This is a genomic window from uncultured Rothia sp. (assembly GCF_963555405.1).
Classification (GTDB): domain Bacteria; phylum Actinomycetota; class Actinomycetes; order Actinomycetales; family Micrococcaceae; genus Rothia.
The window spans coordinates 25,304-37,724 of sequence record NZ_CAUVVO010000002.1; the positions used below are offsets into that span (position 1 = coordinate 25,304).

Consider the following 12,421-nt stretch of genomic DNA (forward strand, 5'->3'; position numbering starts at 1 on the left):
TCCTAGAAAGCCTCAGCGGCAGAGGGCTGCTCGGGCTCAGATGCGGTCGCCTCGGTGAGGGCGCGTGCCTCCGCAAGTTCCTCTTCCAGAACCTCCAGCAGGTCACCCTCCAGCACATACTCGGACAGCTCAGAAGCGACATCCTCACGGACCAGAGCCACCACGAAGGTGCCGTCCGATACGAAATCGGTGCTCTTAATTTCGGCATCCCACTCGTGCAGGCGCGAAATAATCTCACCGTGCGAGTACGGAATCAGCAGCTTCACCTCAATGGAGGGGCGCGGAATGGTGTCCGCAATCTTCTGCTTCAGCTCTTCAATACCCTCACCGGTACGCGCCGAAACAATCACGTGCTCCGGCTCGCGCTGACGCATGCGCTCCAGCACGAACGGGTCGGCGGCATCCGCCTTATTCAGCACAATGATTTCGGGGATATGGCGGGCGTCGACCTCCGCGATGACCTCGCGGACAGCACGAATCTGCCCCTCCGGGTCCGGGTGCGAAGCATCCACAACGTGCAGGATGACGTCAGCGTCAGCGACCTCTTCCAGGGTGGAGCGGAACGCCTCGACCAGCTGGGTCGGTAGCGAACGCACGAAACCCACAGTGTCAGAGAGGGTGTAGCCGATACCGTCCGGGGTCTGTGCCTTACGGACGGTCGGATCCAGGGTTGCGAACAGGGCGTTCTCCACGAGCACGCCCGCGTCGGTCAGACGGTTCAGCAGGGAGGACTTACCCGCGTTCGTGTACCCGGCAATAGCCACCGAGGGCACACGGTTACGGCGGCGGTTCAGGCGCTTCGTCTCACGTGCCGGCGCCATCGCAGCGATCTCACGCTTCAGCTTCGCCATGCGAGCGCGCAGGCGGCGGCGGTCCATCTCAATCTTGGTTTCACCGGGACCACGCGAACCGATGCCCTCACCTGCTGCGGCGCGGCCACCCGCCTGACGGGACAGGGACGCACCCCAACCGCGCAGACGCGGTAGCATGTACTCCAGCTGAGCCAGCTCAACCTGCGCCTTACCCTCGCGGGACTTAGCGTGCTGAGCGAAAATGTCGAGAATCAGGGCGGTGCGGTCAATGACTTTGACCTTCACAATGTCTTCGAGGGCACGACGCTGAGAGGGCGCCAGTTCGGAGTCGACGATCACGGTGTCGGCGCCGGTCGCCTCCACAATGTCCTTGAGTTCCAGTGCCTTACCGGAGCCGAGGAAGGTGCCGGGGTCCGGCTTGAGGCGGCGCTGAACCAGGCCGTCCAGAACCTCGGAACCTGCGGTTTCAGCCAGTGCCGCGAGCTCACGCAGGGAGTTCTCGGCATCCTCCACGGTGCCTTCGGTCCACAGGCCGGCAAGCACCACACGCTCCAGACGCAGCTGGCGGTACTCAACCTCGGTGACGTCTTCAAGCTCGGTGGAGAGGTTCGCGATACGGCGCAGTGCGCGGCGCTCGGCGAGGTCCTCCTGGTCACCATCAAATTCAGAGTGCTCGCGCTGAACGTCAGAAATTTCGCGTGCGCGAGTATCCAGCACACGGCGGCTATTGTTGCCGTGCGTGCTGGAGGAGTTGTCGCTGTGGTGCGCGGTACCGGCGGCGTCATACGTCGTGACGGAGGCGGCGGCCTGGGAGCGCCCCAGAACGCGGTCTACGGTGCGGCGTAGCTGCTCATCGCTGGGCAGCTTTTCGGTATCAGATACGGGGGTGTTCTTAGAATTCATACGGTTACAATTCTACCGCCGTTGCCCGCATCGGGTAGGGGGTTCGGTCGCCTGTGCGCTCAGGGCGTGCAAGCTGCTGAACCACCCCGCGCATACTCTGCCCGTGTGCGGCGGGATCTTGCCCTACCGGTACACTGGATAGCATGAGCGAGCAGCATTATTTCTCTGAAACCCCCGAGACCGAATTCAAGCCCCGCCCCGTGCAGGTAGAGCTTGCCGGCCGCAAGGTCACCGTCACCACAGCTAACGGCATTTTCAGCCCCTCCGGCATTGATAAGGGCACCGCTATTTTGCTGCAGGAAGCACCCGACCCGCAGGGCGAACGCATGCTCGACATCGGCTGCGGTTGGGGCCCCATCACCCTGACTCTGGCGATGCTCGCCCCGCAGGCTCAGGTGCACGCGGTGGACGTGAACTCCCGCTCCATCAGCCTGACCGAACGCAACGCCGCCGCTCTCGGCCTGTCCAACGTGACCGTGGGAACCCCCGACTCCGTCGACCCCGAACTGCGTTTTGACACCATCTGGTCGAACCCGCCGATTCGCGTGGGCAAGGAGGTTCTGCACGAGATTCTGCTGACCTGGCTGCCGCGCCTGGCGCCCGGCGGTGACGCCTACCTGGTGGTTCAGAAGAACCTGGGCTCCGATTCACTACAGAAGTGGATGGACGCGCAGCTTGAGGAACTGCACCCCGGCGAGTTTGAGGTGTCGCGCTATGCGACGTCGAAGGGCTTCCGTATTCTGCAGGTGCACCGCTACGAAGACTAAAACCCCTGACGCTGATTTCTCTGGCGCTCATTGCTAAAAACGTAAAAGCGGCGGGTGTTTTCTGATTTTAGTTTCAGAAAACACCCGCCGCTTTTGTATATCAAAGTCTCTATCGAGGACTGCTCGCTACCGCAGCAGACTATCGCAACACGACGGTTGCAACCATCTGCGCCGGACCAGCCAGAACCACATGCTCCAGGTCATCCGGGCCCAGCACGAAAGTCACCGCGAGGGTGCCGCCGGGCACGTGCACGAGCCACTCATCCGGAGCTTCCTCGCCACCCCAGAAACGGGTCGCCGCAGCCGCCGCACACGCACCGGTACCGCAGGAGAGGGTCTCACCCACACCGCGTTCGTGCACGCGCATACGGATAGCGCCCACCTGAGTGCCGCTCTCAGTATCCACATCGACCGGCACCACAAATTCAACGTTCGTGCCGTTGACCGGGGCGGGGTTCACCTGCGGCAGGCTGTGCAGGTCCAGGCCGTCCAGCTTACCGTCGGAGCCGAGCATCACCACGGTGTGCGGATTGCCCATCGAAATGGACAGACCAGCACGCGGAGTCTTCAGGCCGCGAGCAGACACCAGGCAGTCCTCGCCACCCTCACGGGCAGCGTCACCGTGAATGAAGCTCCACGGGCCCATATCAATCGCGTAGCCCTCTTCGGTGCGAGCCACAGTCTTCACGCCGGCACGGGTACCAATCTTGACGGTCTCGCCCACCTCAAGCTCAATCAGGCCCTCAGTGCGCAGGTACTCCACGAACGCACGCACACCGTTGCCGCACATCTCTGCGATAGAGCCGTCACCATTGCGGTAGTCCATGAACCAGACAGCGTCCGGGTGCTCTTCGAGCAGCTTCTGACCCGCGCGGGAGGCGGTGCTGCGGGCAGCACGGATGAAGCCGTCCGCGCCAATACCGAAATGGCGGTCGCAGACGCGGGCTACCAGCTCGGGGGTGAGGGCAATTTCTGCGTTCTCGTCCGTCAGAAAAATGAAGTCGTTACCGGTGCCGTGACCCTTGGTGAGGGTCAGGCCTGCCAGCTCGCCCCAGATGGAAGGGTTCTCGCTCATATGCTGTCCTTAAGGTTGGTGACCAGTCCGTTTATGATTTTACCGCGCCAGATGGTGATTCAGGCATTCTTCTCAGAAACGCTTCTGCGGCTCCCGGTTAACTTGATGAGTTCATCAAGTTCGCCGAAAGCCGCAGAAATAGGCGGAATACTTTTAGAGTTTATGAGGATGCCGTTACGGTGCCTGCGGGACGATTACGGCGAATGCGCAGAAGCTTTCGATCCTTCAAAGCCAGCGCCGGCTTCTCAACATACAGCCAAGACAGCCACGCCAGACCAATAGTAATTGCGAAGGTAAGGATGGCGTTCAGAACCCATCCCAAAGATGCGCTACCGAAAATCACTAGAAGAATCTGGACCGGGAATGCATAGATATATACACCGTAAGAAATGTCATTATGCCTACACATATTTGTCTTAATCGCAGCGCTGAGAGCCAGGATTCCATATGCCACAGGTAGGTGCATGTACTGGGCAATACCAGGTACAAACCATTGCAGAGCAAATCCTAGAATCGTGATCATAATAGCTAGGGTAGCGTTATAACGGATACGCTTACCCCACATGTAGAGAATGACACCTGCGAAAAAGTATGGATGCAGACGAAGAATATGCTCTACAAAGCGATTAGGCTCACGCCCCATTAGCGCAAAAATCTGGTGCCCAAAAAATAGCCCAGCATAGATGACAGGAACCAACCATTTTGCGTTCTTACGAATAAACCCAATGTAGAAAATCGGAATGAGCGCCAAGTAGGCAAGGAACTCGAAACCCAGGGTCCAGGCAGACCCATTCCACGCGTGAGTGAAGGGTATACCAATAGGGCCACCGAAAAGGGGGTATTGCAGATTGAAAAGGTCAAAATTGCGCGCTATGTATCCGCCTGCACCCTTCAGCGAGTAGGGCTCTTCGGTGTGTCCTGTTGCAACAGCAATCGGTGCGCACAGGAAAACGACAAAAAGGATCGATACCCAGTAGCCGGGAAAAATTCTTAGGGCGCGACGCTTAACATAACCGGCGATAGTACCCCGTTGTGCACTGTGAGCAATCAGGAATCCCGAAATGCAAAAGAACATATTCACAGCCCATTCACCCAAAGTGCCGATATGTTCGGGAACAGGAATTCCGAGAATTCCAGCGTTAAAACCGACAAGAGGGGCAGAATGGGCCACGATAACTAACGAGGCCAATGAGAGGCGAAGAAAATTCAGGGAATTTTGCTTGCCAAGAATAGCGTCATGAAGAGAAAACTTATCTGACCGTTCTGCAGACGCAGTGGCAGAATTTTTTGCATGTGATGTGAGTGACATATTTCTCTCTATGGTTGAGTCGAATATGCCCTCAGAATAACCCAGGACCCCCAGATTTAGTACACCTATTTGCTCATTTTTGCAAAATTGTAGCCAACGCCTCATCTGCAAGGGTGGGTGAGAGCGCATCCAGCCAGTGCACGCGCGGGTCCGCACGGAACCAGGTCAGCTGGCGGCGCGCAAACTGGCGGGTGGCAATCGTCGTATCCTCAATCGCCTGCTCCACGCTATAGTCTTCATCTTCAAGGGCACGGGCAAACTGCGCGTAACCAATCGCGCGGGAGGCGGTCTTCCCCTCCTGCAAACCCTGCTCGTTCAGGGTGCGCACCTCGTCCAGCAGGCCGCGCTCGTGCATCAGCTCCACGCGGCGGTGCAGACGCTCGTGCAGCAGGGCACGATCCATATCCAGACCAATCTGCACGCTCTCGGTCACGTACTCGCGCACCGGCATGAACGCCGAGAACGGGCGGCCCGTCACCTCGAACACCTCCAGGGCACGAATAATGCGGCGCTCATCCTTCACACGCGCAGCCGACTCCGGGTCAACCTCCGCCAGGCGGGCGTGCAGAACCCCGATGCCCTCGGCGCGTGCCTGCTCCTCCAGGCGCTCACGCACCCGCGCATCCGTGCCGGGGAACTCCAACTTATCCAGGGCGGCACGTACATACAGGCCGGAACCGCCCACCAGAATCGGGTAGCGGCCACGGCCGCGAATCTGCTCAATCAGCTCACGGCTACGCTCCTGAAACTCCGCTACGGACGCCTCATCCCGCACGTCCATGATGTCCAGCAGGTGGTGCGGAACGCCTCGCATCTCCTCCGCGGTGACCTTCGCGGTACCAATATCCATACCCCGGTAGAACTGCATAGAATCAGCGTTAATGCACTCGCCGTTCAGGCGCAGAGCCAGCTCAATCGCAAGCGCACTCTTACCGGTGCCAGTCGGGCCCACAATAGCGATAACGGGCAGAGTTTCGGAGATAGTCATGCGCCCCATTCTACCGGTTCCCTCACCCCCACTTGCGGTGGCGGTGCGAGCCCGAAGAACGGGGCGCATGATTCGTTATAGGTTTTAGGGGCGCAGACCGATGGTCGGCATGCCCAGACCCACCGGCGCACCGGGCACCTGGGTGGTGCCGGTACCGCAAGAGTCAGCCTGGGAGCGGTCCCACGCGTCACCGGCGCGGGTGCGGCGCAGCTGGTACTGCTCGGCGGTCGGATCAGAAATCAGGTGGAAGGAACCAGCCTCGGTAATGGGCACGGTGACCATGTCGCCGGGGCGGGGAGTCTCGCAACCCTCGGGCACCGAGAAGTGCACGAGGCGCTGGTCCGGGCCGCGACCGGAGAGGCGGTGAGTCTGCTCAGCCTTACGACCTGCCTCCGCAACCACCATCAGCTCAACGGTCTTACCGAGCTGCTTGCGGTTCTCCTCACCGGCGATGCGGTCCTGCAGGGCAATCAGACGCTCGTAGCGTTCCTGCACGACCTCCTTCGGAATCTGGTTCTCCATGGTCGCCGCGGGGGTGCCGGGGCGGATCGAGTACTGGAAGGTGAACGCGGAGGAGAAACGAGCCTGCTCCACAACCTTCAGGGTGTCCTGGAAGTCCTCTTCGGTCTCGCCGGGGAAGCCCACAATGATGTCGGTGGTAATCACGGCGTTCGGGATACGCTCGCGCACCTTGTCCAGAATGTTCAGGAACTTCTTGGAACGGTAGGAGCGGCGCATATCCTTAAGCACCTTGTCGGAGCCGGACTGCAGCGGCATGTGCAGCACGGGCATGACGTTCGGGGTTTCCGCCATCGCGTCGATCACGTCGTCGGTGAACATTGCCGGGTGCGGGGAGGTGAAGCGTACACGCTCCAGGCCTTCAATTTCACCGCAGGCACGCAGCAGCTTGGAGAACGCCTGGCGGTCGCCGAACTCCACGCCGTAGGAGTTCACGTTCTGGCCGAGCAGGGTCACCTCGATAGCGCCATCGTCGACCAGCGCCTGAACCTCGGCGAGAATGTCGCCGGGGCGGCGGTCCTTCTCCTTACCGCGCAGGGAGGGCACGATGCAGAAGGTGCAGGTATTGTTACAACCCACAGAAATCGACACCCAGCCGGAGTACACGTGATCGCGCTTGGTCGGCAGGGTCGAGGGGAAAACTTCGAGGGATTCAAGTAGCTCAGCCTGCGCCTCGTGGTTGTGGCGGGCACGCTCCAGCAGAGCCGGCAGGGAACCAATGTTGTGGGTACCGAACACGACGTCAACCCAGGGCGCCTTCTCGATGATGGCGTCCTGATCCTTCTGTGCCAGGCAGCCGCCCACCGCAATCTGCATGCCCTTGTGGGCGCGCTTGACTGGTGCGAGCTGGCCAAGGTGACCGTACAGGCGGTTGGAAGCATTTTCGCGGACCGCGCAGGTGTTGAACACCACCAGGTCGGGCTGGGTGCCTTCCTCAGCGCGAACGTAGCCGTTAGCCTCCAGCAGGCCGGACATTCGTTCGGAGTCGTGCACGTTCATCTGGCAGCCGAAAGTGCGCACTTCGTAGGTGCGGGGGCTGGTTTCGGGGGTCTGGGCGGAATCGCTGAGGGTCGAAGTCATGCCCTATAGGGTATCCGATGGGGGATAATGGCTCTATGCAGGTTTCCCTTAGTAGTAACTTTCCGGCTCTGTCACCGAACGATTCTTCCGCTCCCGCCCCTGATGGGGAGCTTCTGAGCGCCCTCATTGAGGAGGCGATTGCCGCCTACTCCCCCGTGCCGCCCCAGGCGAGCGCCGATTCTGCCTCGATGCGCCAGAACCTGATGCAGCTACTTAGCTGGGCGCATTCCCTGGAGCAGGTGGCTGGTCGTACGGTTGAGCGCGTACAGATTCTGGGTACCGGCATGCGTTCGGTTGTGGTGCGTGTGGCGTATGAGCCTGCGGCCGAGTCTGCCCAGTCTTTCGAATCTGTCCAGTCTTTGCCGACCTCGATTATTGTGAAGCGTTACCGCCGTAAAGATTCGACGGTGAACGCGGGCGGTTTCGGGTACCTGCGTGAGCGCTACGGTCTGGAGGCGCTGAACCAGCAGGTTCCGGGCCTGTTCCCGCAGCTCTACGGTGCGGACGCCGAACTGCGCGTGCTGGCGCTGGAGGATGTGAGCGCCGGAACCGTTGAGGGCGAGCAGTATTCGGTCGCCCATGCCCTGCTGGAGGGCACCGAGCAGCAGGCGCTGGATGCGCTGAACTACTACATTGAGGCGTACCGTTCCCTTGCCGCCAGCGGCATCATGGGTGAGGCGGTAGAGGATTACCGTCTGAACCTGGCGCGCGCCGACCGCAAGGCGCAGTTCCCGGGTGCTATCGCCTCGCCGGGGCTGGCTGAGCGCGGTTTGAAGAAGCTGTACGGTGTGGCTGACGACGCACGTGCGCCCGAGCATGGCGTTGACTCTAGCCCCGATTCAAGCCCTGCCGCGCATGAGGACGCGCCCGTTCTTCCCGCCGCGGTTGAGGAGCTGTCCTTCCGTTTCCGCCGCGTTCTGCAGCCCTTCTTCACCAAGCGCCCACCAGTGCCCGAGCAGTTCAAGCTCAACCGTGGACGTGTCTACATGCTCTCGTCGGGCGATTTTTCGCCGCAGAACGTGCTGATCGGTTCGGCGGACGGCGCGCAGGTGCGCATGGTCGATGCGGAGGGCACCTGCCTGCACCACCGCGGATTCCCCTTCGTTGAGGCGATGCTGGGCTTCCCCTCCTCGCCGGAGTACCCGCGCTACCGAGTGGACCGCAAGAAAGCGCTACCGGCGCTGTACTCGGCACTCTTCGAGGACGCCCCGCTGGATGAGCACCTGGCGGAAGACCTTGCCGTGTGCACGGCAGTGACCGTGTGCGCCCTGCTGGAGCTCTACTCTTCTTCGGCGCGTTCCGATTTGTTGCCGCGTATTCGCCGCGAAGGTGCGCAGCTGATGCGCCTGCTCCTGGAAATCGCCGGCTCTCAGGATGCAACCCTCGCCGAGTTCGCGGAGCGTCTGGGAGCCGCTGAATAAACAGCAGAGTAGAGGGCGGATATAGCCTTCGACAAGGCGCTTTATACAGCTCAAAACGTAAAGGGTGAGCCCACAACAGAGTATTTCTGCAGCGGGCTCACCCCTTATTGCGTCTGTTTTCGTGGTCACCCCGGCGTGGGTCTATCCGTGCGTACAGAGCGTATTTATTCGCCCTCTACCAGAGCTCGTCCTCCGCACCGTAGGCGGCAAGCTCCTCACGAATCACCGACATCGACACCGAAGAAGAGTACCCGCGGCGAGCCAGCATCCCCAGCAGTCGGCGGGTCACCCTATCCTTTTCGGCGCGGTCGCTCAGAGCCATGCCGGGGCGCAGCTTCTTACGCACCAGCTCGGCGGCGTCCTCACGTTCCTGCTCGTCGGTGCGCTGAGCCAGGGCGTTCTCCGCCTCTTCACCGCGCACCCCGCGTTCAGCGAGCTCACGGCGTAGCGCGGCGCGGGAGAGCTTCTTGGTGCGGCTCTTCTGCGCCACAAAGCTTTGGGCGTATTCGGCATCGTCAATGAGTTTTGCAGCCTCGAACTTATCGAGTAGCGGCTCAATGAGCTCCGCCTCGAAGCCTTCTGACTGGAGCTTCTTACGCAGCTGACCTCGGGTTTTTGCCGAGTACGCCAGCTGGTTGTACACGATGGTTTTAGCGCGAGTGTAGGGGTCGGTCTCCTCGGCGGCACGGGCGGCACGCACCTTCTGCTTCCAGGAAGGCACGTTGCTTTCCGCCGGTGAGGAAGTATTTCCTCTCTGAGAGCTACCCGGCTGAGAACCGTGCGCTCGAGAACCGCCCTTTGGGGAACCAGTCGAAGCGGCGCGGCGCTTTCCGGCGCCGACGCCCTGCGCCTCTTCCTCTGCAATACCGCGGATGAGCGCTTCTTCGGCGGGGGTGAGTTCTTCGTTCAAGGCGCTTCCCTCCCTAAATAGGTTGCTTCCCGAGCCGCGGCGCGTGGGGCTCTTGCGGGTTTCCTCGTCGTCACTGCGAGCCCCGAAGGCAGGCGCATAGGGCGAGCGGCTCCGCATTTTCTCTTCCTGCGCCGCGCTCATGCGACGGAATCCGCGTTTGTAGTCGGTGTTCTTAGAGACTCGCGAAGGCTTGCGTTTCTTCTGCTTATCCCGCTGCGCAGCTTGCCTCTCGATTTCTTCCTTCTCTTCGGCGGTGAGCCCCGATCCGATGGAGGCGGCGCCGGCTCGGCTCATACGGCCTGCCGCCATGGGGCGCGGCTCAGCACCGCCGGGAGTGAAGGCACGCTGGGGTGCTTCGTCGATGGAGACGGCGGGCAGGTTCGGGTCGATGAGCAGGCTGCGGCGCGGTGATTTACCGTCTTCCTCAGAGCTGCCACCTTCAGAGTTGGCGGGCACAGCCTGCAGGGGTAGGACGGGTACGCGGAACTCACCGGCGTAGTCGCCGCCGTTATCCCGAGCAATGCTTTCTTCGATAAAGCCGTGTGCGGCGGGGTGCCAGTCCGGGAACTCCTCAGTGGCTACCTGCTCCGCGGCCTTGTTCCGCGCCCACTTTTTGGGTGCGTTTTCTGCGGACGCTGACTTCTTCTGAGGCGCGGGCTTTTCAGCCTGCGGTGCTTTCGGCTTGGGTTTTTGGGGTGAGGGTTCTTGGGGTGAGGGTGCGCGGGGCGAAGGGTCCAGAACAGCAGAGGTATCCTGCGGTGTCTCCCAGCTGAGGGTGGGCTCCGCCAGGGCGGCAGGCGCCTCAAAACTGAGCGCCTCGAAGCCGCCTACCTCAACCGGCGGGGCAACAGGTTCAAAGGAAATAGCGGGCTCGAAGGAAGCAGACGCCGAGAATACAGAGTTACCAAGCGCTGAGGAACCAAAGTGCGGTTCGGTCGCATCCAGCGCCGCAAAACCGGCGTCGCCGTCACGCGTGCTGTTTCGCTCGTGCTCTTCATGACCGTTCTGTTCCGTCATGCGCTGTTCCGTCATGCTCAGTTCCTCCTCTCCCCTGTGTTGGCTCGCTTGATGACCCGTGCGCCAGGCTATACGGCGCTCCCCCATTGTATCTAGGCGTTATCTCGGCGCCCCCGATACTCCCCTTAATGAGTGCCCATTAACGCGCTCCCGTTAACGACAGATTGCCGTGCACCGTGCGGAATGCACAGCACACGGCAATAAGTCGTGGCGTTAGCAAGAAGCTACGCGGGCCGGTTTAGAACTCCTCAGCCAGCTCGTCCAGCGGGTCGTTGCCCTCGGACTCAGCAACTGCCTGCTCGTCAGCTTCTTCCTCAATGATGCCCAGCTTCACCAGAACCTTGTACTGCAGTTCCTCGGTGAGCTCGGGGTTATCCTTGAGCAGCTTACGAACGTTCTCACGACCCTGGCCCAGCTGCTCACCGTCGTAGGTGAACCATGCGCCGGACTTCTTGACGATGTCGTTCTCCACCGCCAGGTCCAGGATGCCGCCCTCAACGGAGATGCCCTCACCGTAGAGAATGTCGAACTCAGCCTGCTTGAAGGGCGGAGCCATCTTGTTCTTCACGATCTTGGCGCGGGTGCGGTTACCGATCGGGTTAGCACCGTCCTTGAGGGTCTCAATGCGGCGGATGTCGATACGGACCGAAGCGTAGAACTTCAGTGCCTTACCACCGGTGGTGGTTTCGGGGGAGCCGAAGAAGACACCAATCTTCTCACGCAGCTGGTTGATGAAGATTGCGGTGGTGCCGGTTGCGGAGAGGCGACCGGTAATCTTACGCAGAGCCTGGCTCATGAGGCGAGCCTGCAGACCCACGTGGGAGTCACCCATGTCGCCTTCAATTTCGGCGCGGGGTACCAATGCTGCCACGGAGTCGACGACCACGATATCGACGGCGCCGGAACCAACCAGCATGTCCATAATTTCCAGTGCCTGCTCGCCGGTGTCGGGCTGAGAGACCAGCAGCTGGTCGATGTCCACACCCAGCTTTGCCGCGTAGATCGGGTCCAGTGCGTGCTCGGCGTCGATGAACGCTGCCACGCCGCCTGCCTTCTGAACGTTCGCTACCGCGTGCAGTGCGACGGTGGTCTTACCGGAGGACTCGGGACCGTAAATCTCGATGACGCGGCCGCGGGGCAGACCGCCAATGCCCAGAGCGGCATCCAGAGCGATAGCGCCGGTGGAGATAACCTCGGTCTTGGTGGTTTCCTTATCACCCAGGCGCATGACTGCACCCTTGCCGTAGTTCTTGTCGATCTGTGCCATCACGGCTTCAAGTGCCTTGGCGCGGCCCTCTTCGGGAACGCGAGCTACGCTCTGAGACTTGGTGTTCTTAGCCACGGTAGTACCTCGTTCTTTGTGTTGTCAGTGGTTGACGGGAGTAATGTTTCTTCGGAATCGGTGGGACTCGTAATCGAGACCTTGAAGGTTTTGGCCTACCGGTTCCTTCTGAGACTACTCTAGGGTCACAGCCTGACAGGATAAGGCCATTTTTTAAAATCTGTGGAAAACTTTGAAGATTTTTCCGAAAAATTCCTGATGTGGAAAAGTCTAGCACGAATCGAACAAAATTACGACACGGTTTCGAATGAATCGGATAGGGTTTCGGCATATATTTT

9 protein-coding genes are annotated in these 12,421 nt (G+C 60.6%); 2 read left to right on the forward strand and 7 right to left on the reverse strand.

Features of this window, described 5'->3' with window-relative positions; all coding sequences use genetic code 11:
• Nucleotides 1–2: 2 nt before the first annotated feature.
• Nucleotides 3–1,715 (reverse strand): GTPase HflX, encoded by a 1,713-nt coding sequence (gene hflX, locus RWL87_RS01585; protein ID WP_313968664.1) that lies wholly within the window; start codon nt 1,713–1,715, stop codon nt 3–5.
• Nucleotides 1,716–1,858: 143 nt separating this feature from the next.
• On the opposite strand from hflX, the gene RWL87_RS01590 reads away from it, so the two are divergent.
• Nucleotides 1,859–2,482, forward strand: coding sequence for a methyltransferase (locus RWL87_RS01590; protein ID WP_313968665.1), 624 nt, complete (start codon nt 1,859–1,861; stop codon nt 2,480–2,482).
• Nucleotides 2,483–2,621: 139 nt separating this feature from the next.
• Here the strand turns inward: RWL87_RS01590 and dapF are convergent, their stop codons facing one another.
• From dapF to miaB, 4 genes are all read right to left on the reverse strand, one after another.
• Nucleotides 2,622–3,557 (reverse strand): diaminopimelate epimerase, encoded by a 936-nt coding sequence (gene dapF, locus RWL87_RS01595; RefSeq protein ID WP_313968666.1) that lies wholly within the window; start codon nt 3,555–3,557, stop codon nt 2,622–2,624.
• A 160-nt stretch (nt 3,558–3,717) separates the two neighbouring features.
• Nucleotides 3,718–4,866: an acyltransferase gene (locus tag RWL87_RS01600; RefSeq protein ID WP_313968667.1), complete on the reverse strand. Its 1,149-nt coding sequence runs from the start codon at nt 4,864–4,866 to the stop codon at nt 3,718–3,720.
• Between the two features lie 73 nt (nt 4,867–4,939).
• Nucleotides 4,940–5,854, reverse strand: a complete 915-nt coding sequence (miaA, locus tag RWL87_RS01605; RefSeq protein WP_399534027.1) for a tRNA (adenosine(37)-N6)-dimethylallyltransferase MiaA — start codon at nt 5,852–5,854, stop codon at nt 4,940–4,942.
• Between the two features lie 84 nt (nt 5,855–5,938).
• A complete protein-coding gene (miaB, locus tag RWL87_RS01610; RefSeq protein WP_070692049.1) occupies nt 5,939–7,453 on the reverse strand; it encodes a tRNA (N6-isopentenyl adenosine(37)-C2)-methylthiotransferase MiaB in 1,515 nt (504 codons plus the stop codon).
• A 35-nt stretch (nt 7,454–7,488) separates the two neighbouring features.
• Between miaB and RWL87_RS01615 the strand changes: the two genes are divergently transcribed.
• Entirely contained in the window at nt 7,489–8,874 is a 1,386-nt protein-coding gene (locus RWL87_RS01615) for a hemin ABC transporter substrate-binding protein (protein ID WP_313968669.1), read from the forward strand.
• Nucleotides 8,875–9,049: 175 nt separating this feature from the next.
• Here the strand turns inward: RWL87_RS01615 and RWL87_RS01620 are convergent, their stop codons facing one another.
• Complete coding sequence (locus tag RWL87_RS01620) at nt 9,050–10,816, reverse strand: RecX family transcriptional regulator (RefSeq protein WP_313968670.1); 1,767 nt, start codon at nt 10,814–10,816, stop codon at nt 9,050–9,052.
• A 223-nt stretch (nt 10,817–11,039) separates the two neighbouring features.
• Nucleotides 11,040–12,143, reverse strand: a complete 1,104-nt coding sequence (gene recA / locus RWL87_RS01625) for a recombinase RecA (RefSeq protein WP_313968671.1) — start codon at nt 12,141–12,143, stop codon at nt 11,040–11,042.
• Between the last annotated feature and the right edge of the window lie 278 nt (nt 12,144–12,421).